This window comes from Marinobacterium sp. NO-S09 (genome assembly GCF_059179545.1).
Genome location: NZ_CP168954.1, coordinates 835,239 through 860,551, shown reverse-complemented (window position 1 = coordinate 860,551; position 25,313 = coordinate 835,239). Strand labels below are relative to the sequence as shown.

The window sequence follows — 25,313 nt, the reverse complement described above, 5'->3', positions numbered from 1 at the left end:
GCGACGAGACGTGCAAAAAAAATGGCTGGCTCTGGCTGGACTCCAGAGCCTGATTCTCGCGTTTTTGCTGGCATTTCCTCAACAAGCACGCCAGTTTGAAGCAACATTTGAAGACTGGCGCATCCAGCTGCTGCAACCAGAGCTTCAGCACACTGACCCACGCATCGCGCTGATCGATATTGACGACCCCACGCTGGAACAAGAAGGTCGCTGGCCCTGGTCGAGGGAGCGTATCGCAACCCTCATTGAACAGTTGCTGGGCCACCAGCCTGCGCTGCTCGGTATCGACATCCTGTTTCCAGACCAAACTCAAGGAACCGCGGGTCTTGCTCACACACTTAACGACAGCCGTATAACCACTAGCCTGGTATGGGCCCCTTCTTCTGTCCCTCCCCGCGGGCGCTTGCCTCAGGCAGTCATTTGTTCGGATAATTGTACAAGCCTTCCCCGTATCGGAAGCTGGATTAACAACATCAAGATCCTAGAAGGCAGCGAGCAAGCCCATATAACACCTATTACAGATCCAGATGGAAAAGTGCGTCGCGTTTTCCCGCTCGTCTGTCACCAAAACACCTGTGTTGAAGCACTTGCCCTTAGCCTTATGAGGCAGCTGTTAGGCTCTAAGCCAGAATATGAGTTTACATCACAGCTCATAACCAGCGACAAGGCCCTGCAGCTCCCTCTTGAAACTGACAGCAGCTCCCGAATACCTTGGTACAGCCCTAGTGGCGCCATCCCGTGGGTAAGTGCAAAGGCCGTTTTAAACAACGAGCTACCCGAACATTTTTTACAAGGTCGTGTAATTATATTGGGCTCCAGCGCCGTTGGCCTTCATGACCGTATCAGCACCCCAATAGCTGCGGACTTTCCCGCCATGGAAGCGCATGCTTTACTCTTGCAAGGACTCATCGATCAGACCCCATGGGTTACAGCAAAGAACAGCTGGTTACTGAGCTCGACATTAGCACTAGTAGTATCCTTGATACTGTGCACCCTATTAATTAAACAGCACCCGTTATGGGCAGTCAGTACAGCCCTGATGACTAATGCAGCTTGGGTTGGATTTTTGCTGTGGCAACAGCAACAGGGACTATTTTGGCCTCACCTACCCCTATTGGTATCCAGTTTGGCCACGCTGATTTTATTAATCCCCTGGACAGCCCTTGACGCCATCCGAGCGCGTGAGATACTGCAGCACCAATTCAGCCACTTTGTTGCCCCACAGGTAATGAGCCGAATTCGTCGCCAACCAGATCGAGTTATTGGCGCAGAACCAGAGCACCGGCACATGAGTGTGTTATTTGCTGATTTGCGAAATTTCTCCGCTTATGCAGCAACGATTGATCCCGAGCACCTGGCAGAGGTACTTCAGATCATCATGGACAGGCTTACCAACATTATTCACCAGCACGGAGGCACGGTGGACAAATATATTGGCGATGCAGTGATGGCTTTTTGGGGTGCCCCCCTGGAAGATAAAGACCATGCGCGTCATGCCATTATTGCAGCTCAGGCCTTGTGCCATGAAATGAGCCTGATCAGCCTGGAACATGACCTTCCTTTGGAGTTAAGCGTAGGTGTTAATTCAGGCGACGTCGTTGTAGGAGAGTTTGGCTCCAGCCACCGACGTAGTTATACACTGATAGGTGCACCGGTGAATCTGGCAGCCCACCTCGAAGCCGCTACGCGTCAAACCGAATACCCAATTTTGGTCGGCGAGGGTACCCGCCGCCTGATCACCGACGGAGCCTGGCCTTCACCTCTTCATATCAGCCTGTCCAGTCATGCGGAACCTGTTTCAGTCTGGGGCATCACCCCTGAAACTCATGGCCTCACATGATAAAACATACACTTTGCCTAATACCCTTGCTGTTTTCCACTTGGGCACATGCACTTGAATGCTCCCCTGCAGTAAGTGAGTTCTGGTTAAAGCAAGCCCAACATGCTAACGCGAACGCTAATTGGGAAGCCGCGCGTGAGGCCATATCCAAATTAAGTGACTGCTATCCTCTCAGGGGCGATCTACGCATTGAAAGCCTGCGGCTGGCACTGCTGGACGGTGATAGGGAAAGCGCTTTACAACACCGTCAGTGGCTAGAGAGTCACAGTATTCCTCCTGCATTGGCGCACCTTGTTGATACCTGGCTGGCTGCTTCAAGTCCGGAACCAATTGTCAAAGCAGGCTCACGCCAGGAAGTGCGACTGACACTAACACGGGGATATGACAGCAATGCCAATGATGGTAGCCGACATGACAGCATCCTGGTCAACTTTAATGGCCTACCACTGGACTGGAACCTGGATACTGCCAGCCAGGCGCGTTCAAGTAGTTATTCCTCGCTCAACCTGAACTGGCAACACCTGAGCACACGCAACTGGCACCTGGGCGGAAGTCTACGCCGCTACGATCACCTGGAAGAAACCGAAGAACGTCTTTATGCACTATTAGGCCAACCTATTCCCTGCCCACAAAACCTGAATTGCCGTATTGATGCATCCATTAACGCCCAACGTCAGGAAGAGCAGCAGCGCGTCCAAACCCAGATTGGTTTTACCTTAAACGATCAAAAGCAGCGCTTGTCTGTCTATACCCGCCACAACTATGAACGCACAGCAGCCGACAGCCAAAGCCTGGGTATTCAGTGGCTCAAAAGCGTAGCACCCGGTGTCGTACTCTACTCAGGGCTTGAATATGATCACGCTCTGGAGCCGCGTGCAGGAGACGATCGCTATAGCATTCATGTTGGTACTCGAACACGCCCCTGGAAAAGCATTCCCTGGGAGCTGCAGCTGATGTATCTACGGGAGTTTGAAGAAAGTGCGTATTCACCGGCGTTTTGGGGCAGCGAGCGACGTGATCGCCGCTTAACACGTTTCAATACACATTATACCTGGCGCCTGAACCGGAACATCTCGTTCAAAGCCGGCGCAAGCTGGCGACATACTGACAGCCCTATTGAGCTCTATCAGCAAGATGGCTGGTCCTCCGAAATTACACTTATCGGCACGCTTTAAGCCTTGCACTCATCCTATTGTTTTATAGTAAGATTAGGGGTTCGGTGCAGACGGCCTCAACATGCATTTCTTTTGCCGCTGCGGTCCAATCAATTGGTAAAGGTGTGACGGCGGTCACATTAAATGGCCTTGGGGTCTGTTTGAATGCAGTCTGTTGCATTTGAGTAGACAGCCGCTGTCACTCCACTGTAACGCTTTGTGGGCAGAGTGCCCGCAAACGGCAGTGTGTATTGGCCACGCACTGTTGCACAAACAAAGCAGAGACGCTTTGTCATATATATGACCAAGTGGTTAACATCACTAATGGAGTAATACTACATGGCTACACAAGCAAGCCTGGACCAGGTCCAGTACGTATACATCGCTTTCTACGGCCGTCCTGCTGACGCTGCCGGTCAGGAATACTGGGCAGATCAGCTGGACGCTGCTAACGGCGACCTGAGCGCTATCATCGATGAATTCGCCTCCTCTGCAGAGTACGACTCTCAGTACGGCGACCTGTCCAACGAAGAACTGGTTCAGGCTCTGTACCAGCAGATTCTTGGCCGTGAAGCTGACGAAGATGGTCTGGCTTACTACGTAGGCGAACTGGAAAGCGGCGCTCGCACCCGTGGCGCAATCGCTCTGGACATCCTGAGCGGCCCGCTGAACAACCCTGAAGAAGCTGATCCGACCGATCTGGCTGTTCTGACTAACCGCAAAGAAGTTGCTGACGCTTTCACTGCTGCTGTTGAATCCTCTGACAAGGAATACGGCGAAGAGCAGCTGTCTGCTGCCAAAGCACTGCTGGCTGGTGTTGACGCTGATACTAACCCGGACACAGTTGACGTATTCGCAGTCGTAAGCGACTTCCCGGACGCTGGCGAAGGCCCGACCGAGCCGGTTGAAGGCGAAACTCAGTACCTGGCAGTAGACCAGGACATCCTGACCGGTACTGAAGGCGACGACACCTTCAACGCACGTGTTGCTCAGAACATGCTGGGCGCTCAGGTTAACACTCTGGGTTCTGGTGACGTTATCGACGGCGGTGAAGGCAACGACACCCTGATGGCTAAAGTCACTGCTGGCCTGTACGGCTTCAACAGCGACGACACCTCTTCTGCTCCGATCAACCCGGAAACCACCAGCGTTGAAACGATCCTGATCGAAGCAGCTGAAACTGATCTGCACGGCGCAGGCCAGAACACTCAGGTTGTTATCAATGCCAAAGATCTGCACGGCGTAGACGAAATCGGTTCTTACCGTTCTGACGCTGATCTGCTGGTCCAGAACATGACCACCAAAGACAACGATGGCAACATGACCAACTTGTCTGACATGACTGTTTCCATGGCTTACACCGGCAACGCCGACAGCCAGTGGGGCGAGTCTGACCTGACCGTTTACTTCGACCAGGACTACCTGGTACCGGAAGGCACGCGTACTAACCCGATCGTTGACTTCCTGGCAATGAACGAGGACAACTACGACGCCACTAACGGCGAACGTCCTCTGGACGGTGTATTCTTCCGCGAACTGAACTTCCGTCTGAACGGTGAAGAGTTCGACCTGACCGAATACCTGGGCGAAGACGCTGAAGGCACTGGTAGCGAAATCACTACTTACGCCGAGTTCCTGGCTGCCGTTCAGGAAGCCCTGATCCAGCTGAAAGCGGCTAACCCGGACAACGATGCCCTGCAGTCTGTTACTGCTGGCTTCGGTCGCGACTTCACCACGGACGTAAACCCGGACACTCTGGAACTGCGTGAAGGTGTTGCGATCCGTCTGACCGTTGACGGTCTGACCAACGGTGTTGAAAACGACCTGAGCGTAGAAGCAACTGACCTTGAAGTTGCACGTGCAGCAGGCGCTGACGTACCGAACAACAACCGTTACGAAATCGCTGATGATGAGCCGCCGGTTGAAGGTGAGCGTCTGAGCATCAACGTTGATCTGGAAAAAGTCGGCCTGGCCGGCGACGGTGGCGCTCTGGTCATCGGTAGCATGAACAAAGACGGCACCAACACTTGGGGCGCGGTTAACACTGTTGTTGACGGCACCACTTCTGGTATCGAAGAGTTCAACGTAACCGTTTACGGTAACGACACCAAGTCCAGCTCCCTGTCTGGCCTGCACTCTACCAACAACAACCTGCGTGTTGTAACAGTTGCAACTGACGAAAATCAGACTGGTTCTTACGCCAACCTGACTATCGGCAACTCCAACTCTCAGAGCGCTGGTGTTAAAGACGTTCAGACTTTCGACGCTTCTGCATTCAAAGGCGACCTGTCTCTGACTGCTGAACTGTCTGACGAAATCACTGCCAAGTACATGGATCTGCGTGACGAAAACCCGGATGCTCCGGCTGCCGACAACGTTGAATTCCAGTACACCGGTGGTGAAGGTAACGACTCTTTCGTTCTGGCGATTGATTCTGCCAATGTTGCCGATGCTGGCACTACTACTCGCGAAGACTTCGAACTGACCGTTGACGGCGGTGAAGGCAACGACTACATCGCTCTGGGCATCTTTGACGAAACCGGTAACCCGTCTATCAACGGTCTGGCTAGTGACCTGTCTGGTCTGGCTAACTGGTACGACAACAGCAGCATGAACGCCAACCTGACCCTGAACGGTGGTGCTGGCGACGACATCATCTGGACTCCGGGTGCTGGCAACGTTGTTATCAACGGCGGTGCTGATAACGATACCGTTTACGCTGACAACACTGGTGGCATGGCTGAGTGGGTATTCAACGCCAACAACACTGACACAACTGACTTGGAATCCAACGAAAACGATTCCTACCAGCTGTACGGTGCGTCTCTGACCGTTGACTTCAAAGGCTTTGAAGTCACTGTAGACCTGCAGGACGAAGACGGTGTTGTGACTGACCTGGAAATCAACCAGGCCATCAAAGAAGCGATCAACAGCGACGACGTTCTGAACAAGCTGCTGGAAGCAGAAGACGGCCCGGCCAACACTCTGGTTGTAACTTCTCTGATCGACGGCGACATGGATCTGGGCGACCTGACTGTAAGCCTGTCTGCTCCTGAGTCTCTGACTGCCGGTGAAGTTCAGCAGATCAGCAACCTGTGGGGCCTGACTGGTCAGACTGACGCTTCCCTGATCACTCTGATGGAAGGCGTTATCGCTGGCTTCGACACCAAGGGTGACTACGCAGAAACCTTCGGCAACACTGACGGTTCTGACAGCACCTTCACCAGCGACAACACCATCACTGGCGGTACTGGTGACGACGTCCTGGTTCTGGGCACTGGCGCACTGAGCAACGACACTGTTGTATACGAAGGCCTGGGTAACGGTACTGACACTATCGTTAACTTCAGCACTGACACTGATACCAACACCGTTGTTGTTGACAGCGTTGCTGCTGAAGAAGTTGTGACTATTACTTTCAGTGACATGGATGGTGCAGATCCGGCAAGCATTGACTTTGACGGCATCAACATTGACCTGGCTTTCTCTGCTGACGCTCAGGGCCTGATTCCGGCTGCCGATGTTGCTTACCAGTTCGAAACTCAGTACAACACTGCAGGCACGGGCAACTGGACTGCAGCATGGGACGACGAATCAGGAACTGTCACTCTGACAGCCAACACAACCGGCGACCAGACCGACCTGACTGCTGCTGACTTCACTATCAACGGTGCTACAGGTACTGTGACTGTTGACTCCATTGTTGACGGTACCGATGCCTTTGTAGCGGGTGCACAGGAAGTCTTCACTGTTGACTTCGCTGGCACTATCGCAACTGCTGACGGTGACTTCGCATTCGACGGCACAACTGTTAACTACACCACTGGTGACGGCGAAATCACGCTTGCCGACGCTGTAGCATCTGCTAGCTACGCGAACTGGACAGCTGTTGACAACGGCGACGGCACCGTTACCTTCACAGCTAATGCTGAAGGTGATGTACTGGCAGCTGACTCCATCGACATCTTCAATGCCGAAAATGGCGTAGAAGGCCTTGCAGTAGCGGCCGCTACTGATACAGAAGGTACTGACGATGTGGGTACTCAGACAACTACAGTTGTTGACGCAACTGAAGGTCTGGATTACCTGGACTTCAGCGACTACAACGCCACTGCCGTATACGTTGATGGTGTTCTGGTTGCAGGTACTGCGCCGAACGAAGAGTCTGACCTGTACGTCACTCTGACTGAAAACACTGACAACGCTGGTGAATACACCATGCGCGTTGTTGACTCCGGTGTTGACGGTCTGGCTGACACCACTGCTGGTGGTACTGCTGGTAACGACGACGCGATCGTCGGTGTTATCGGTGTTGCAGACTTCGGTGAAACTCAGCCGTTCGTAGCTGACAACTTCATCCTGTAAGCTGATTTATCAACACCAGCTTCGCTGGTGACCTGATACAGCTGAAACCCCGTACTCGAAAGAGTGCGGGGTTTTTTGTTAAAAAAATCTCGGAAAAATGCGAAACTGCCATCAGTATCAATTTTTGCCTGAGGACATATCCATGACACCCACAGAGCTCATAACCCGTGTCTATATTGGTTACTACAACCGTGTCCCGGACACCGAGGGCTTGGATTATTGGGTTTCCCTGTATCAATCAGGTACTTCACTAAGCACGATCGTAGGTTTTTTTGCCTCGGCCCCAGAAACAACCGACCTCTATGGCAATATCATTCAGGCGCAACGACAGTTGGATCGTGCCAGTATTGAATCCTTCGTCGATAGCATTTACCAAAACCTCTTCCGCCGCCCTGCCGAGCCTGGTGGGCTGGAGTACTGGACCAACAGACTAACCGGCACCAGTGACCAACCCCAGATCACTCTGGAATATGCCATTCTGGAAATCATGCAAGGCGCCAGTGGCGATGATCGCATTATCATGGCGAACAAGGTAGCCGCAGGCGTCCAAACGGTTGATTTCATGCGCAGCCAGACGCTGGAACTCCCTATCGAAACACTGCGCGCGGTAATGGATACAGTACGCGTAGATCCAGCCAGTATCGATGATGCCGTGAGCCTGGCCAACGCAACAACTCCAGGGCAGTTCCCTGAAAGCATTACCCTGCCAGGTATCCAGGAAGACCAACCTCTTGACCTGGATGCAGCCATTATTTTTGAACAACTGGGCATTGAAACGAGCGGATGGGTCCTAACCAATATCGACTTGCTCAGCAACGCACCTGGCGAAATCACCCAGAGTGAAGAGGGTGAATTCCAATTCACCCCCGACACAGACTGGTATGGCGATGTCGCCTTCGACGCCACCCTTACTCGTAACGGCGAAACAGAGACACTGCTCCTTAGCCTGACCATAAACCCGGTCAACGACGCGCCGGTGGCACGACACGATTTCACCGACACCCTGGCAAATCAAGTACTGAAATTTGAAGACACGCCGAACCTGCTGGCCAATGATGAAGACGCAGAGTCAACGCTTCTACGTATTGATACAGTCAATGGCAGCTCCGATTTAGTGGGCGCGCGGGCATTTGGCAATAACGGCGGCGCCTTTGTTATCAATGAAGATGGCAGCTTCGCCTTTGAGCCGATGGGAGACTTTAAAAACCTTGCAAATGGCCAGTCAATTGTCACCACCGTTACCTACCGGGTAACCGATGAAGCCGGCGAAACAGCAACCGCCTCTGTCTCGGTAACTGTGACAGGCACAGCCTCACCGGCCCCCACTCCCTCATCGCCTGACGAGCCAGGTGCCCCGCCTTCCTCCGATGATCAATCTCCGTCGAGCGGCGACAGCTATAATATCGATTTCAACTTTGATGCTGGCGCACAAAGCTATGCCCAGGTATTTGAAAGCGCCGCGACCCGACTTGAATCACTGATTACCCAAGGTCTGACTGAAGTCGAACACTCCGGCTCACTTATTGATGATATTTTAATCAACGCCTCCGTTGAGTACATTGACGGCGTAGGCGGAACACTGGGGTCAGCCGGGCCTGAGTACATTCGTACCGACTCAAGACTCCCTTACCTGGGTAGCATGACCTTCGATTCCAGTGATATGGCAGCGATGAATGCAGACGGCACACTTGGCGCTGTCATTATTCACGAGATGCTGCATGTACTGGGCTTTGGCACTCTATGGTCTGAGTTCAATCTGACCACTGGTGCTGATTATACTGGCAGCGCTGCTGTCCAGGCCTATCAGGCCCTAGCGGGTGATAACTCGCTGAATTCTATTTCTCTCACCACTGGCGTAGGGCCGGGCTCAGACTACTCTCATTGGGACGAAAACACCTTTGACAGTGAGCTGATGACCCCCTATATCGATTACGGTACAACCCCCATCAGCATCATGACCGTCGGCGCACTGGAAGATTTGGGGTACGCCGTTAACTACGCTGCCGCAGACAGCTATTCACTGCTGGGTTAAGCTCAAATTCAGGGTTATTTTTTACCAAAAACAGGCTACAAGAGATGGAACTCTTTAGCCTAGCCCGCTATTCTAGAGCTATCTGAATAGATCTGCCTGAGAGGCAATGCATGCCTCAGGAAGTACAGGCTTTTGCATTAACAGGGAGACAACATGAATTTTTTCAGCGCACGCCCGTTTAGTAGCATCAACCGCGAGCAAGAAGACGAACAAAACCTGGAGCAGGAAGGGCCTTTTTTGCCAGATGACCCCTTCTTTAACAATGACTCAGGCCCTTTCCTCCATCCTGTACCGCCGGCATTTGACAACTTCTTTGGCAACGACAAAGAAGAGTTCCCCAATGGCGGCAACAACTTCCTGAACTTCTTTGGGAATGCGGGCAATAATCCTGCAGCGCCCGAGCAAGCCCCTTCTGGTTTCTTTGGTAACCAGAACGAAACTACTGAGCCGGAACAAGACTTCTATAGTACTGTAGCGTCCTCGGGGTCGTACAGTGGCGCGGATGATAGCATCAGCGGATATCATTTTATCGATTTGGTGCCTGGACAGCAGTACACAATCACTGCTGTACGCGTAGAAGCAGATCTTGACCCAGGCATGTGGCTTTTCGAAGGTCACCGTAGCTTCCAAGACTTCATAGACAGCGGCACTCTCACTAATAACGATACCTCCTTCATCACCACTACGGTAGGCTATATAGATCAGGATGACGACACTGTTGCTCCCCCTATGCCCGGACCTTATCGTGACCCTCAGATTACATTTACTGCCCCGGAGTCAGGCATGGTAACAGCGGTGGTGACAGAAGTTGCCAGCGGTTCAGATGATGGCGGAGATGGTCGTTTTTCTTATACGCTGGAAATCACCCCGGATCCGCTTGGTGTTAGCGGCGTCACTGAAACCGATGGGCCCGAGCCTTTCTTTGGTAACGATACCGAAACGGGCGATGACGTTGAGACGATCGGAGTTCCAGGCTTCTTCGGCAACGACCTCTTTATTGCCTAATGTTTTCATCACACCTGCGCCCTACAGCGCAGGTGTTTTTATACCTACGTTAACCTCTCAGCTTTGTATCCCAAGCCAATGGCAATACTAGGCTGTTGAGTTAAACCAACACTCCCTCCCCAGCCTCCCACTTTTTGATACAATCCCCTAAAGCTCGGTAAGGCTCTAGACACGCCTGACCACCGATTCACCAGGGTGACCCCCAAGGATTTGGAGTAGTTACATTGGCCAAACTTGTGCCTATTAGCCCCTCGACGCTCAAAGACCATTACTGGAAGCCCGAAGCCGACCTTGGCTTCAGTCGAAAGTGGTCCAGCGTCCCCATTGTCGCGGCTGAAATTGAGCATGCCATGCCGGTTTTGCCCATTGCGTTCCGTCAGTTCAATGCCCCAAATACTGAGACGGCACCTGTATTTGAACTGGTCGGCGTGCTCTCCCCCTTGCCGGGGCGTAACCTGTTTATCAAGATGGATAACACTTGGCTGGCGGGGTATATCCCCTCACTCATCCGTATGTATCCTTTCCGCCCGGCTGTTAACCCCGCAAATGGTGAAACCATTCTCTGCCTTGACTCGGCAGCACTGTACGAGACGGAAGAGCCCGGCACTCAGCGTTTATTTGACACTGAAGGTAAAGCTGTCAAAGCACTCCAGCGTATCGCAGCAATCTCTGCAGAATTCACCAAGGCTCAGCAGAGTACCGCCCGTGCGGTTGCTTTGCTGCACGAGCATGGGCTTATCACCCCTTGGGAGCTTACAATTAAACAGGCTGATGGCTCATCGCGCGTAAACCGGGAGTTCTGCCACATTGATGCTGACGCCTTGAATAACCTTGATGCAGAGGCTCTACATACTCTCAACTCGGCCGGGGCGCTGCAGATAGCTTATGCCCAGCTACTATCTGAGCAGAGAGCTATGCACTTCAACCGACTGATTGAAATGCAGGATAAGGCAATGGCAGCAACACAAGCTGAGCCCACTGCCGAAAGTGTCGAAGCCATGTTCGGCAACCAGGACGACACCATTAAATTTTCGTTTTAACTGAACCCATTTTTTTAAGGAGCCTCACCCATGGCGGACGCACAGACCGTTACAATCAATAACAAGGAATATGCCGTTGAAAGCCTGAGCGAAAATGCTCGCGCTCTGGTCAACAACCTGCGAATTACCGACGATGAAATTCGCAGCCTGCAGCAGCGCCTGGCCATTACCCAGACCGCACGCACGGCTTACGCCAATGCTCTGATGGCTGAGCTGCCTAAAGACTAAGGCTAAAGCTAAGGACGAGTGTGGTTCTAGCTGAACTCCAGTCTCTGGCCGGTATACAGCTGCCACACTTGGCCACTTTGCAACGCTGCCGCCTGGGATGCAATCAACTGCTCATGACCAGGCTTCAGATGCGTTAAATACACCTGAGGACGATAACTCAGCAGAGCTAACCCCTTCGGCAAATCCCCCGGCGTCATATGACCGCTGCTCTTGGCAAGCGCATCAGATCCATCCGTGAATGAAATATCCACAATCAAGTGTTCTGGTTGCAAACGTTCTACCACTTGCCAGAAGGGCTTATGAAAGGTGCTGTCGCCACTGAATGCAAAAGAGTGCTGACCATCACTAAGGTAGTACCCCAAAGCCGGAGAGGGGTGCTCGGCAGGCAGCGCTTCAACACTATACCCGCCGATAACTAACTCATCGCCTTCCTCGATTCTATGCAGCTGAACAATAGGCTGCTGACCTGGCAAAACTGTAAAGTCAGGCCATACAACACCATTAAAGATATGGTCTTTTAGTGCCTTAAGAACTTCTTGTCTGGCATACACATGCACCGGTGCTTGGTGCTGATCGTAGATGGTTGCCAGCATGAGTGGCAATCCGAAAATATGGTCCAGGTGAGCATGCGTTATCAACACATGCCTGATGCACAGCATTTGTTGTGGCGTGAGCTGTTCAACCCCACTGCCGGCATCCACTAGCAGGCAGCGGTCGACGAGGAAGCTGGTTGTTTTTAGTCCACTCCCGATGCCGCCGCTACACCCCAGAATATCAATAATCACCCGCCAGCCATTGCTCCTTCATGCTTTTGCAAAGTCGTACCAGTAACCCTTAGCATAGCCTCTTCAAAGCCGGGATATAGGCGTCGGTTCCCGGTACCACTCAGGTGGTCACCATCAAAGAACAGAGGTTGGCCGTTTTCAGTATAAGCAGAGCAGCTATTATCACCACACAACGCCGGAAGTGGGTCCCATAGGAACACATTTTCATGATCGTCATCTAACCGCTGTAAAGACGACATAACAGGTGATCTCAAGGTTTCCATATACGCCCGCCCGACAGCAAGTTCTTCGCCGCAAACAGGGTTCATTCTATTGAACCAGTCAGAACACCGGTAGGGTGGGCCCTTCAGCACAGGCTTGGGCGCATCGATGAGCACCTTTAGTCCCATCTTTTCCAGTCGCCTGATGAGGTTACTGCTTTCAGTATAGGCCGCACCGAGTGTGTCCAGTGCCTCTTGGCTACTGCTGCGGGCCAGGACATGCTCAGGGTCATATACCGTCCACTGATCACTGAGCCTATAGGTTCTGAGTGAAGCGAAAAAGACGATGTCACCTGGTTCAGCTTGCTCTTCAAGCACGCTGACATAATGGTCTATGCGCCCTTCACAGCCTGCAAGATTATCCACAGGGTAGAGGATGTTACCGACAGCACAGTGCCCGGTTTCTAGCTTATGCACTCTTACGCCTTGCCTTTGCTCAAGCAGAGACAGCATGGTGCTGTAGGCACCTGTATGAGAGTTCCCGATAACAAAAAGTTGAGTATCAGTCAGGTTATTAGGCTTAACCGGCTCATGATCGGGATAAGCATAGGGATACCAAACCCAGGTATCAGCGGTCCGGCTAAGGGTAAGCTGTTCCCTCTCCTGAAAGATCTGCAAAGCGCCACCCCATATAAGCAGCGTCGCAACCCCGCCAGCCAATAGCCCTCTATATGCCGGCAATGCCAATATTTTAGCCTTGCGCACAGGACATTCAATAAAATGATATGACGCCGCAGCCATTATAAACGTTATCAAAACGGCACTCACTTGATTAATTGAGCTTTCCAGCCCTAGCGTCCATCGGAATAATGTAAATATTGGCCAGTGCCAGAGGTACAGTGAATAAGACAGCTTTCCTATGTAAACAAATGTGGAAGTCGACAGTATAGATACAGAAAATGCCCTATTTTCACTGTTCGCAATACCATGAATCGTGAAAACAGTACCCAATACAGGGAGCAAGGCCCATGGATATGGGAAGGCTTTCACATCCGACCAGACATATCCCAATGTAATTAGCGTCAAGCCCAATAAAATGAAAGCATTTGTGGCTCGAGCTGAAAGAGCTAACCGGTTGAATTTATCATGCAAAGAGAACAACAATACCCCAGCCGCCAGCTCCCAAAAACGTGAGGGCAGAAGATAGTATGCCCAGTCTGGTTTGTTGGTACCCATATAGTATGCGGCAAACAACGAAAGTACTGCTAACAGTGGGATGAGTGAAATAGATACAGCTCTAGCTGCGGTAAAATAAGATTTTGAAAATCTAAAATAAAGGTATGCCAAGAATGGAAAAATTAAATAAAACTGTTCTTCAACACCCAATGACCATGTATGGACGAATGGGTTAAATTCCGCGCGAGGAGAAAAGTAATTGTCTTGAAAAAGGACCAAGGCTATATTGCTTAGACCAAAAAAAGAATACAAACCAACTCGACTTGTAGTTGAGCTAAGCCAAGACGCCGGAATAAATAGGACTGTCAGTAATGACGTAACTAACAGGCATAATAAAAGCGCAGGCATAATCCTGCGTATACGGCGAGAATAGAACCCGGCCAAAAATGCCCCTAAGGTTTCACCAGTGTGACTTTTGAGAGATCGCGCGACAACATAGCCCGATATCACAAAAAAAACATCGACCCCTGCAAAACCACCAGGCAACCAGGTTGGGTTCAGGTGATAAATCATGACAGCTAAAACAGCTACGCTTCTTAGCCCATCAATAGCTGGCAAGTAATAGTTCAACGTTCTAGCTTGCATTTTACGATTTATCACCTTGTTATAAGAATTACCATTCTTACTAATTTTTAGTTAACTTAGTAATACAGGTCGAAAGTGATACTTTCACCTGTCATTTCAATCATATTCGTTTGGTTTTCCGGTGACTCAGAAAAGTCAGCCAGCACTCGATCCCAGGTTTTGTCAGGATTATTATCCAGCTGATCAATCCACCAATCAAAACCAGACTGGTCTGGTTCACGATCCAGCACATTGGTATAAAGTCGGTTCAAAAACTCGGCATTACTGGGTGCAGCGCCGTACAGCTCTCGAAACTCGGCAGAATCTATAAAGCGTGCCGAAACCTCAATCAGGTCCATTCCCTCATCCATTTGTCGAACCCAATAGCCAAGTCCGGAAGAGTCAGGAATGCGATCAAAAGCGGCTTTGTAGATTCGATAGGCCTGCCCTGCAATTCCATCTGAACCGGTATCCCAGGCAATGACACCATCGCTGAAAGCAAGACGTTCTATGCTTTCAAGGCTGTCGGTGCCGTCACGGTCCATATGCTGATCAGCAACCTCGAAGCCTCCATTTTCCATAACAGAAACTTCGTACTCGGAGCGTACGCCAGTGAACAGAGCCGTATCGGCACCCTCTCCACCAAGCAGGACGTCATCCCCAGCATAGCCTTCAAGATAATCCCCAGCCTCAGTTCCAAACAGAGTATCACTCCCACTCAAGAGCTGGCTCCAAGCCTCGACAGTTTCATACCCCCATTGGCCCTGCAGCTCGACTGTTGCCTGCCCGATAGCGGCACCATGATAAATATAATTACCATTTCCATCGATTTGACTGACGAGATAGTGTTCATTTCCAACCCAGGACTCTTCTATTGCATTAGCAGCATACAATGAGCCATAGTAATCAATCGTAAATTGACCTGTTGCCGAATAATAACCCGCTGGTGACTCAGCCTCTATCGAGTAGATCGCCCCTACGACCCCGGCATAGCCGCCCAGATACAAATCACCCGTCACTCCAATATCAGTTTGTGAACCATCGGTTAGAATTTGATTAATTACAATATCTTCTGCCAAGTATGAATCAAAATTCTGGCCGTAAAGATACACATCGCCGCCGCCATTCAAGCGACCTGCAATCTCCGTGTTGGACGAATTCGTTATTTCTGCATCATCGAAACCCAGAAACCTTTCCCAGAAATCCTCATATACCACATCCAAATCATCTAGTAGATCATTAAAGCCATTATCCCAATGCTTCAAACCCCAGTAGTTTGCAGTAATATCAGCCATTTTATCCCCGGTTTTTCGATGATTAAATTATTTAAAACGAAACGACACCAGAATCAAATCTATATTCAAGCTATATGGTAGGCAGATTTTGTTTTTTAAAGCCTTTAAGCTCTACCTTCCAAAACTATTTTTTCGAGCCTTAAAAGATCAAGGACTACTATTTTCTTTCCTTTTTTGAAGATAATCCCTGATTCCTGTAACTGACTCAACACACGAGATACAGTCTCACGGCTTGTATTGGTTAAGCTGGCTACTTCACGCTGAGAAGGGAAGCCCAGAACCTTTAATCCCTCAGGGGTCTTTTCTTTTTGAGCTTTAAGCAGTAGGGCACAGACACGACTATGTGCATGCTGATATCCGAGCAATACGATTTGCTGATTACAGCGACGAACAAGCTGAGTCAAAGAAACCATCATACGAGCCGAGACGCTAGGCTCATTTGTTATCAATTCCAATGCGGGTTTTCGTGGGACAAACGCCACTAAAGAGGGTTCAACAGCCAAAACAGATGCAGAGCGAGGCTGGCCATCAATAAGTGATAACTCTCCAAAATGCTGAACGGCTCGAATTAAGGAAAAACCAATCTCTCTGCCCGAGCTTGAATACGCGACAGCCTTAAGCTGCCCTCGAAACAGTAAACCTAATGCGTCAGAGGGGTCACCCATTCTCAGCACAGGCTCTTCACGTTGATATTGGCATAGCTTAATCTGGCGAAGTAACCAGGCAAGTCTCTCTTCGCTTAATTCGCTGAATAATGCGCACTGCTGTAAATAACCCAGCACTATACGTTGTTCTTTTTCCGTCATAATCCTGACACTCTTAATGCATCAAAGAGACGGGAGAAGTGTGTCGCAATCGCTCTGCTTGCTTGATCCATTCGGGCCATATATCAGGCCACTCCGCTTGGTGCCAGTGTCGATACACTACACCAAGCCAGATACGTGCATGCTCTTCTTCCAGCAACAAGACTGCATCCTCATCGGCGAGCTCAAATTTCAGGCACAGCAAATTGTCTCTGGGCTGAAACTGGAGCGTTCGTACAAGAGACTCTTGCACCGCCATGTCTGCACGTACTTCAGCAACGGGCTGACGGTGCTGTGCAGCTAACTGAGAACTTGTCTGCCCTAACGAGGTCACCGGTGCGGTACTACTGCCCTCTTCATTCCTGCTCTTCACCTTTTGCGCAGGTTCAGCCTTGGCACCCGATGAGCGAGTAGATCCCTTTCTTTCCATCCACTGAATCACATGGGGCAGTAACTGCTTGAGTATCCGTTGAGTTAGCCACAGATTAATCACTCCCTGCTCGGACTCTCCGCTGATAAGAAAGCGGTCCTCATCGACAACATACCGTGTCGTCAATTTTTTTAGCTGCATTTATTTACTCACACTGGTTACAGCCATTTTTTCACAGTATCCACTGATCGTTCTAATTGGATGGCTAGTTCAGGCATACAATCTCCAGCATTGGCTTCTGCTGCCAAAGCTGCACGGGCATTTTTGATCGGCTCACTTCGCTTGCGGCTGCGGAGGTCATCAAGGCTCACGTCGAAGCGAGTGCACACCGACTTTATCAGTGCATTCAAATCGATCGAAGATACATCGTCTTGCGCTGACACACTTTGCGCCTCAGTGTTTGTGTTGCTTAACTTAGAGCCGCTTACCACATCTGCCTGTGCAAAAATTCGCCGACACGACTGTTGATGCACATAAAGTAAAGTCCTCAACCTTGCAGAGAGTGACTGATTCTTGATGACAGATTTGTCTGGGCAACATAAAAGCTTCATACGTGTACGCTGACCATTCGGTAAAGCGACGCTGTAAACAGCAGGTTGTAAAATGTTCAGTTCAACAAGCTCTTTCATCACCTGTCGAGTGTCATCAAACGCTTTCTGCACGGGCCCTAATTGCTTGATAATACGGTTAAGTTTTTGTGTCGGCTTACCTTTGGAGGTTATGATTTTTTCCCCTTTGCCTTCAAAGTGAGGAGCTTCTGGGTAAACCATTAGGGAGTTTCGCCCTTTATTGTCACTAAAACCAAAGGGATAAAGACGAATAACATCCGGTATATAGCGCCCCCGCCATGCCAACTGCTCATTCAGTGCGGACATTCCTTCAGACTTCATCAGCATACAAGGCATCACACTGCCATCGGGCAGGGGGTAAAACAGCACCGGAAACTGTGTTGCCAAATTGCTGGCCTCTTTATAGTGTACAGGCACAAACAGCCAGTCAGTGGCAAATGCAAAATTAGCAGCCTTGTGGAAGCGCAGCGCTCCATGTCGCTCAAGTGACAGGATTTCTGCTCGGCCAGTATTCGGCTTGTTTTTTTCCGGCGTACTCAATGTCTGTTTCTCCGCAGATTGATCTACCTTTTTTGACCAAGAAAGCATAACGGCTGGGTACTGGGTAGTCCAGCGCAGCCGTGGCCAGCTACCTGAATATGACCTTAAAATCTGCGAGGCTTGGACCCAGTCAACGGTTAAAAAAGAGCCGGCACAATGGCCGGCTCACAATTTACTCAGTCAGTATAACTTCATTGAGATTAGGTTCAGGACTGATCCACATCTCCCTGTGGTTGATTCAACAGGTTTGCTGTCACATCGGCCAGACTGTCCCCACCAGCAGGAGTCACGTCCCCTGCCGACTTACCAGACGACTGCTCAGCTTCTTCCTGCGGCAGCACATAGGCATCAGGGTCTTCCAGCACCTCACCCAAAGACACCGAGAAGCTGACATCTTCGGCGACTGAAGTGGAGCCGTCATTCCAGGTAACATCAGACTGGCCGTGCACCTGCACATCCCCATCAGCATCACTGCGTGCCTGGCTGGAGTCACTGTAGTTCAGATCAATGCTTTCGATACCCATATCAATGAGGGACACCATCTCTCCTTCATCAGTAACGCCATCACTGTCAGCATCCTGCCAAACGGCGAACTGGTTCCAAGCTTCGTCACCCGCATCCAGCTTGCCATTGGCATTGGTATCAAACACCTCTTTCACCGCTTCCATGTCGGTGTCAGCTGTTTCAGACCACTCGGTGAACACGTACTCACGTGCTTCATCAATAGTACCCGAGTTATTGGCGTCGATTACCAGCAGACCGTCATCAGCGGAAACCCAAGCGGTGTTGACCGATTCGCCGGAACCTTGGTCAGTAAAGACAACACCTGCCGCTTCAGAAAGGTACTCCGTACCGTCATTATCCAAATCCAGCGCAATAGGTGCCGCGCTTGTTCCATTGGTAATGGTACCCTCTATAGTTCCAGAATCATCATCAGTATCGCCATCAACTATATTGACCGGGACTTCCAAAGGCACATCAGATGGCGTTACTTCAGTTATTGCCAACTGCCCGCCGACTCGGAAGTCTGTTTCATCAACCGAGTGGAAGGTTATTTTTGCAATCGCAAGGCCTTGCTTTCCACCATCCCAGGTTATGTCTGAACTGTTCACAGAGATTGTATACGGGTTAGATGGAGATCCCCCTGTAACAGGAACAGGTGCGATACTTCCTTGGGTACCATCAATAGCCGTGAAAGTCATAACTATATTGGCTGCATCATTGGCGCTGGTATCAATACCAACACTAAAGCCTGTAACACCTACAATTTGAGAACCCGCTAATGCGTTAGTTACTTCCACCCCGTTCAACGCACCAGAGGCTGAGTTGATAACATCGTAGAACGTAAAGGTCACACTCTCGGATGCGCTCTGGTCAATCCAATTACCACCACCAGAGCTTGCGCCAACATAACCGACACCACCTGCATTACTGGTGTTGGTCTGTGAGCCACCAGATGTAATTAATACATCCGTGCCAGCCGAAAGTATGGCATAAGCATCATTATTACTGCCGGTGAAGCCCGTAAAGTTGAAAACCTGCTCATCCCCTTCAAGATAGAAGGTGCCATCAGCAACATTCACGTCATAGTTTCCAGCTGCGTCATGAAGCTCAAAGCTGATTGCAGTAACGTTACTATCAGTAACTGCATTCAGGACGTTTCCGCTTGCACTAAGGCTCCATTCCAGCGTCTCGCCGTTAAAATACACCTGCTTACCACTGCTAAGAACACTGGTACCGTCTATGGAGGTAGCAAAAGCTATATCACCAGCATCATCAGCACCAATAACGTCATTCAAAGAGATGCCATCAATATTGGTACCATCGGCTACTGTTCCGAATGAAACAGGATCAATAGTCGGCACGTCATCGACAACGTGAATGGTTCCGGACACAGGTGTAGACCATGCAGGAGATCCTGTAAGCAATTCATCTGTTACTTCAACAAGGAATGTTTCATCAAACCCTGATGGGGTTGCTCCAACTTCAGAGTCATTATCTACTTCAGTGTTTAACGTATATTCATAAGTGATTACACCTGTACTGGCGTTATAGCCGGTCAGAGCCAAGTCACCGAAGAGCATACCTGCCCCTGCTACCAGCACCGGGCCTGCACCTGGAGATGAGAGTGACGCCAAATCAGCTGCCGAAACGACAGTACCAGTAGGCCCACCAATTCGAACACCTGTAATATCACTCAGGCCATCTGCATCGGATAGACGTATCTCCCCTTCAGCGATGACCGGTGAATTCAGGCCAGCTGGATCTGAACCGTGAGCAAGACCAGCCTCAAATACTTGGTCATTTGTTGGCTGGTTGGTTGGGTCACTGTCATTATCGACCACAACGGTTGGAGGTGTATTCGACTCATCGTTATCGATAATGTCAGTGATGACGCTGTCATCGCTACCCAACGTCGCATCACCTACAACGTTGCTCAGCGTGATGCTGTAGTCTTCATCCGCCTCATCAAGCTGGTCATCGGTGATTGGCACTTCTACGGTTTTACTGGTTTCACCCGCCGCGAATGTCACTGTACCGCTGGTGCTGCTGTAGTCTTCACCTGCAACTGCATCACCATCAGTCGTTGCATAATCAACCGATACCGGAAACTCCGACTGGTTCGACAACGTAATCGTGTAGACTGCTGTACCCGCATCTTCATTCACAGTCGCAGGGCCGCTGATGCTCACAACCGGCGTATCGTCATCCGGTGTTTCCGGACCCTCAGGACCATCCGGATCCGGACCTGTGCCGTCATCCAGAATCGTAACGACACCCGTATCGTCACTGATCGTCGCGCCGCCAGTGGCATTGCTCAATTCAACACGCAGGGTTTCCGGACCTTCAAACACAGTGTCTTGGGTCGTCTGAACCTGGAATGTCTTGCTGGTTTCACCGGCAGCAAACGTCAGTGTTGTGTTATTCGCCGTGAAGTCATCCGCTTCCGCTGTATCCGTGCCAAGCACTGGCACTACTGTGGATACGTCGACGGTTTGCTCAGCCTGCGCATCGCCGGAACGGGTGATAGTAATCGTGGCGATCGCACCTTCACTGACTGATACATCATTAATGGAGAAGCTTGTGGCACCTTCGTTATCAATGATGTCCGTGGTAACACTGTCATCAGTGCCCAGCGTCGCATCACCTACAACGTTGCTCAGCGTGATGCTGTAGTCTTCATCCGCCTCATCAAGCTGGTCATCGGTGATTGGCACTTCTACGGTTTTACTGGTTTCACCCGCCGCGAATGTCACTGTACCGCTGGTGCTGCTGTAGTCTTCACCTGCAACTGCATCACCATCAGTCGTTGCATAATCAACCGATACCGGAAACTCCGACTGGTTCGACAACGTAATCGTGTAGACTGCTGTACCCGCATCTTCATTCACAGTCGCAGGGCCGCTGATGCTCACAACCGGCGTATCGTCATCCGGTGTTTCCGGACCCTCAGGACCATCCGGATCCGGACCTGTGCCGTCATCCAGAATCGTAACGACACCCGTATCGTCACTGATCGTCGCGCCGCCAGTGGCATTGCTCAATTCAACACGCAGGGTTTCCGGACCTTCAAACACAGTGTCTTGGGTCGTCTGAACCTGGAATGTCTTGCTGGTTTCACCGGCAGCAAACGTCAGTGTTGTGTTATTCGCCGTGAAGTCATCCGCTTCCGCTGTATCCGTGCCAAGCACTGGCACTACTGTGGATACGTCGACGGTTTGCTCAGCCTGCGCATCGCCGGAACGGGTGATAGTAATCGTGGCGATCGCACCTTCACTGACTGATACATCATTAATGGAGAAGCTTGTGGCACCTTCGTTATCAATGATGTCCGTGGTAACACTGTCATCAGTGCCCAGCGTCGCATCACCTACAACGTTGCTCAGCGTGATGCTGTAGTCTTCATCCGCCTCATCAAGCTGGTCATCGGTGATTGGCACTTCTACGGTTTTACTGGTTTCACCCGCCGCGAATGTCACTGTACCGCTGGTGCTGCTGTAGTCTTCACCTGCAACTGCATCACCATCAGTCGTTGCATAATCAACCGATACCGGAAACTCCGACTGGTTCGACAACGTAATCGTGTAGACTGCTGTACCCGCATCTTCATTCACAATCGCAGGGCCGCTGATGCTCACAACCGGCGTATCGTCATCCGGTGTTTCCGGACCCTCAGGACCATCCGGATCCGGACCTGTGCCGTCATCCAGAATCGTAACGACACCCGTATCGTCACTGATCGTCGCGCCGCCAGTGGCATTGCTCAATTCAACACGCAGGGTTTCCGGACCTTCAAACACAGTGTCCTGGGTCGTCTGAACCTGGAATGTCTTGCTGGTTTCACCGGCAGCAAACGTCAGTGTTGTGTTATTCGCCGTGAAGTCATCCGCTTCCGCTGTATCCGTGCCAAGCACTGGCACTACTGTGGATACGTCGACGGTTTGCTCAGCCTGCGCATCGCCGGAACGGGTGATAGTAATCGTGGCGATCGCACCTTCACTGACTGATACATCATTAATGGAGAAGCTTGTGGCACCTTCGTTATCAATGATGTCCGTGGTAACACTGTCATCAGTGCCCAGCGTCGCATCACCTACAACGTTGCTCAGCGTGATGCTGTAGTCTTCATCCGCCTCATCAAGCTGGTCATCGGTGATTGGCACTTCTACGGTTTTACTGGTTTCACCCGCCGCGAATGTCACTGTACCGCTGGTGCTGCTGTAGTCTTCACCTGCAACTGCATCACCATCAGTCGTTGCATAATCAACCGATACCGGAAACTCCGACTGGTTCGACAACGTAATCGTGTAGACTGCTGTACCCGCATCTTCATTCACAATCGCAGGGCCGCTGATGCTCACAACCGGCGTATCGTCATCCGGTGTTTCCGGACCCTCAGGACCATCCGGATCCGGACCTGTGCCGTCATCCAGAATCGTAACGACACCCGTATCGTCACTGATCGTCGCGCCGCCAGTGGCATTGCTCAATTCAACACGCAGGGTTTCCGGACCTTCAAACACAGTGTCCTGGGTCGTCTGAACCTGGAATGTCTTGCTGGTTTCACCGGCAGCAAACGTCAGTGTTGTGTTATTCGCCGTGAAGTCATCCGCTTCCGCTGTATCCGTGCCAAGCACTGGCACTACTGTGGATACGTCGACGGTTTCTGATTGCTGCGTACCACCAGAACGGGTAATCGTGATAGTAGCAATAGCCCCTTCACTCACAGAGACATTATCAATCGCGAAAACGCCTGGCTCGGGTTCCGGCTCCGGTTCGGGCTCGGGCTCTGGCTCTGGCTCCGGCTGAGGTTCGGGCTGAGGTTCGGGCTCAGGTTCGGGCTCAGGTTCCGGCTCTGGCTGGGGCTCAGGCTGGGGCTCAGGCTGAGGTTCGGGTTCGGGTTCGGGTTCGGGTTCGGGTTCAGGCTGAGGTTCTGGCTCGGGCTCAGGTTGAGGTTCTGGCTCAGGTTGAGGTTCGGGTTCGGGCTCAGGCTGGGGTTCTGGTTGGGGCTCCGGCTCCGGTAGTGGAGCCAAATCCGGTACAGTGTCTTCAACAATTAAAGTCGGCTGCTCAGCAAGGAGAGGCGGTTGTTCAGATGCAAGGCCTTGGGTTTCATAACCCGCTTCCGGTGTTGTTTCGTTACGGGTGGCTTCGAGCTGAACGAAATCAGCACCTTCGTTCCCATCCGTACCGCCAGCACCACCGGCAGCCGGAGCGCCTGCTGCAGTCGGCTCAAGAATCTCGGTAGGGTCTTGACCTGCCAACAGGGCGGCCTGAATAGCTTCGACATCGGCCACTGCGTTATCAACAGGGAACTCATCGCCAGAGGTGAAGGTATCGGCTGTAGCCAACCAGCTCTGCCCACCATTCAGAACGATAGCTTCCGCAGAATTATCCAATGAGATCTCTATTTGAGCATCGGTACTAGGGCGAATCACATCCTGTTCCATGATGGCATCACCTAACATCAGCACACGCTCGCTCCCTGATGCATCGATGGCGATGACTCGACCTGATATCGCACTCACACTACCAATAACGGTACTCATCCTGTTGCCCCCCTGGGTCTTTTTTATTCAGATACGATTAAGCTAGACCCACACACGAGACTAAACCAGTGTACCGTGGTACAGGTTCAACATTTTTGTACCGTTCACTTGGTTAAGAACAATTCTTTGAACAAAGACATAAGCGCCCGGATGTTTTCATGCAACTCTGTTCAGGTGTGTGATTTTGCTGTTTGGATGCTATTTTTCTCCTCAGGCTCTCCAAAAACCTGCTTTTCTTTCATTGGCCTGGCATGGAACCAGATATTGAATGCCCACTTTTCTCCCTGTACCACCGGCAGGCCTGCATGCAAGCTATCTCGGTGCGGCTTGGTGACATCCTCGTCGGTATTTTGAAACAGCACCATACGACCGAGTGCGGGATTTACTTCAAGACCAAGGCGGGGAAAAGCGGTGCCTCCACCCTCTTCAACCGTATTCAAATACACCAATGCAGTAACCAGCCTCTGGCCACCATAACGACAACACCTCTGGCCGCGTGCTGTGGATAGGTTATAGGCGTCATAATGCGCACGATATTCCTGTTCAGTACCGTAATGCAGGACTTGTAAAGACTCCGCGTTTTCCAGAGGTATGCCTGCCAGTTTGGCAATACGGTCTCCAATCCGTTTGGCAAGTGGGTAATCGGTATAACGGAGCCAGCAGTTCTGGCCGGAGCGGCCATCAGTCACACCGTAAGCGTCATCAAAGGATACCTTGGCCCGATCAAGCTTCTCTCTGGCCAGGTCAATCAGGCCCGCCGATTCTTCAGGGGTAAGTATGTCATCAACTGTCATCACCAAAGGACGATGGTTCTTGATTTGCACCGATGAATCAGCCTGCGAGCCTGTATTCAGCTTATGATTTTCAGACACTTTCATTGATACGTTCCTTTTTAAACAGCCATAAATATCAGGAATGGCTCTTCCCTGTTTTACCCAACTATAGACCAGCTGCTACAGGACAAAAAACCCGAAACGCCCCCCAAATGTCTCAACAGCTTCAGCCAACTAGTTAGCCCGTAGTTCCAGCTATGATGTTAATAACCTAACCAATGCTTGGGCGACCTGAATAACATATCTGCCATTTTTGGAGTTGACCTAACAGACCTGACCACCTCTGTTCATCCGCTACGATTGCCTTATACTGACTTGAAGAGACGGAACCAGCCTCTCTCTCT

The 25,313-nt window shown here is 51.1% G+C and carries 15 protein-coding genes; 7 read left to right on the top strand and 8 right to left on the bottom strand.

Translation table 11 applies throughout. The annotated features are described in order from the left end of the window. The first annotated feature begins 10 nt into the window (after window positions 1-10). The 7 genes from O3C79_RS04085 to O3C79_RS04055 all read left to right on the top strand — a co-directional run bounded on the left by O3C79_RS04085 (window position 11) and on the right by O3C79_RS04055 (window position 11,664). Window positions 11-1,840, top strand: coding sequence for a CHASE2 domain-containing protein (locus tag O3C79_RS04085; protein WP_494384916.1), 1,830 nt, complete (start codon window positions 11-13; stop codon window positions 1,838-1,840). Between the two features lie 26 nt (window positions 1,841-1,866). Next, window positions 1,867-3,015 carry a hypothetical protein gene (locus O3C79_RS04080; protein ID WP_494384915.1) on the top strand — a complete coding sequence of 383 codons (1,149 nt, stop codon included), beginning with the start codon at window positions 1,867-1,869 and terminating at the stop codon, window positions 3,013-3,015. Between the two features lie 318 nt (window positions 3,016-3,333). Then, window positions 3,334-7,359, top strand: coding sequence for a DUF4214 domain-containing protein (locus O3C79_RS04075; RefSeq protein ID WP_494384914.1), 4,026 nt, complete (start codon window positions 3,334-3,336; stop codon window positions 7,357-7,359). 142 nt (window positions 7,360-7,501) lie between these two features. Further along, entirely contained in the window at window positions 7,502-9,391 is a 1,890-nt protein-coding gene (locus O3C79_RS04070) for a cadherin-like domain-containing protein (RefSeq protein ID WP_494384913.1), read from the top strand. A 153-nt stretch (window positions 9,392-9,544) separates the two neighbouring features. Then, window positions 9,545-10,396: a hypothetical protein gene (locus O3C79_RS04065; protein ID WP_494384912.1), complete on the top strand. Its 852-nt coding sequence runs from the start codon at window positions 9,545-9,547 to the stop codon at window positions 10,394-10,396. A gap of 224 nt (window positions 10,397-10,620) precedes the next feature. Further along, window positions 10,621-11,436 carry a SapC family protein gene (locus O3C79_RS04060; RefSeq protein WP_494384911.1) on the top strand — a complete coding sequence of 272 codons (816 nt, stop codon included), beginning with the start codon at window positions 10,621-10,623 and terminating at the stop codon, window positions 11,434-11,436. A 30-nt stretch (window positions 11,437-11,466) separates the two neighbouring features. Further along, entirely contained in the window at window positions 11,467-11,664 is a 198-nt protein-coding gene (locus O3C79_RS04055) for a DUF6447 family protein (protein WP_494384910.1), read from the top strand. A 26-nt stretch (window positions 11,665-11,690) separates the two neighbouring features. On the opposite strand, the gene O3C79_RS04050 is transcribed toward O3C79_RS04055, so the two are convergent. The 8 genes from O3C79_RS04050 to O3C79_RS04015 form a co-directional block, all read right to left on the bottom strand. Next, window positions 11,691-12,449 carry a 3',5'-cyclic-nucleotide phosphodiesterase gene (locus O3C79_RS04050; protein WP_494384909.1) on the bottom strand — a complete coding sequence of 253 codons (759 nt, stop codon included), beginning with the start codon at window positions 12,447-12,449 and terminating at the stop codon, window positions 11,691-11,693. Beyond that, window positions 12,446-14,470 carry an acyltransferase family protein gene (locus tag O3C79_RS04045; protein WP_494384908.1) on the bottom strand — a complete coding sequence of 675 codons (2,025 nt, stop codon included), beginning with the start codon at window positions 14,468-14,470 and terminating at the stop codon, window positions 12,446-12,448. The genes O3C79_RS04050 and O3C79_RS04045 overlap by 4 nt, the downstream gene beginning before the upstream one ends. Window positions 14,471-14,526: 56 nt before the next feature. After that, the gene (locus O3C79_RS04040) at window positions 14,527-15,744 is read right to left on the bottom strand and encodes a DUF4214 domain-containing protein (RefSeq protein ID WP_494384907.1); all 1,218 of its coding nucleotides are present in this window, start codon (window positions 15,742-15,744) and stop codon (window positions 14,527-14,529) included. Window positions 15,745-15,848: 104 nt separating this feature from the next. Next, window positions 15,849-16,550 (bottom strand): Crp/Fnr family transcriptional regulator, encoded by a 702-nt coding sequence (locus tag O3C79_RS04035; protein ID WP_494384906.1) that lies wholly within the window; start codon window positions 16,548-16,550, stop codon window positions 15,849-15,851. Window positions 16,551-16,563: 13 nt separating this feature from the next. Then, a complete protein-coding gene (locus tag O3C79_RS04030; protein WP_494384905.1) occupies window positions 16,564-17,118 on the bottom strand; it encodes a hypothetical protein in 555 nt (184 codons plus the stop codon). Window positions 17,119-17,135: 17 nt separating this feature from the next. Then, window positions 17,136-18,086 carry a SapC family protein gene (locus O3C79_RS04025; RefSeq protein ID WP_494384904.1) on the bottom strand — a complete coding sequence of 317 codons (951 nt, stop codon included), beginning with the start codon at window positions 18,084-18,086 and terminating at the stop codon, window positions 17,136-17,138. Window positions 18,087-18,292: 206 nt separating this feature from the next. Beyond that, window positions 18,293-24,136 carry a retention module-containing protein gene (locus O3C79_RS04020; RefSeq protein WP_494384903.1) on the bottom strand — a complete coding sequence of 1,948 codons (5,844 nt, stop codon included), beginning with the start codon at window positions 24,134-24,136 and terminating at the stop codon, window positions 18,293-18,295. 170 nt (window positions 24,137-24,306) lie between these two features. Continuing rightward, window positions 24,307-25,014: a prolyl hydroxylase family protein gene (locus tag O3C79_RS04015; protein ID WP_494384902.1), complete on the bottom strand. Its 708-nt coding sequence runs from the start codon at window positions 25,012-25,014 to the stop codon at window positions 24,307-24,309. Between the last annotated feature and the right edge of the window lie 299 nt (window positions 25,015-25,313).

Bases quoted from the DNA above. Each gene is read 5' to 3' on its own strand.
- O3C79_RS04040 (WP_494384907.1), bottom strand. From the start codon at position 15,744: ATGGCTGATATTACTGCAAACTACTGGGGTTTGAAGCATTGGGATAAT.
- O3C79_RS04070 (WP_494384913.1), top strand. From the start codon at position 7,502: ATGACACCCACAGAGCTCATAACCCGTGTCTATATTGGTTACTACAAC.
- O3C79_RS04020 (WP_494384903.1), bottom strand. From the start codon at position 24,136: ATGAGTACCGTTATTGGTAGTGTGAGTGCGATATCAGGTCGAGTCATC.
- O3C79_RS04075 (WP_494384914.1), top strand. From the start codon at position 3,334: ATGGCTACACAAGCAAGCCTGGACCAGGTCCAGTACGTATACATCGCT.
- O3C79_RS04045 (WP_494384908.1), bottom strand. From the start codon at position 14,470: ATGCAAGCTAGAACGTTGAACTATTACTTGCCAGCTATTGATGGGCTA.
- O3C79_RS04065 (WP_494384912.1), top strand. From the start codon at position 9,545: ATGAATTTTTTCAGCGCACGCCCGTTTAGTAGCATCAACCGCGAGCAA.
- O3C79_RS04015 (WP_494384902.1), bottom strand. From the start codon at position 25,014: ATGAAAGTGTCTGAAAATCATAAGCTGAATACAGGCTCGCAGGCTGAT.
- O3C79_RS04055 (WP_494384910.1), top strand. From the start codon at position 11,467: ATGGCGGACGCACAGACCGTTACAATCAATAACAAGGAATATGCCGTT.
- O3C79_RS04030 (WP_494384905.1), bottom strand. From the start codon at position 17,118: ATGCAGCTAAAAAAATTGACGACACGGTATGTTGTCGATGAGGACCGC.
- O3C79_RS04035 (WP_494384906.1), bottom strand. From the start codon at position 16,550: ATGACGGAAAAAGAACAACGTATAGTGCTGGGTTATTTACAGCAGTGC.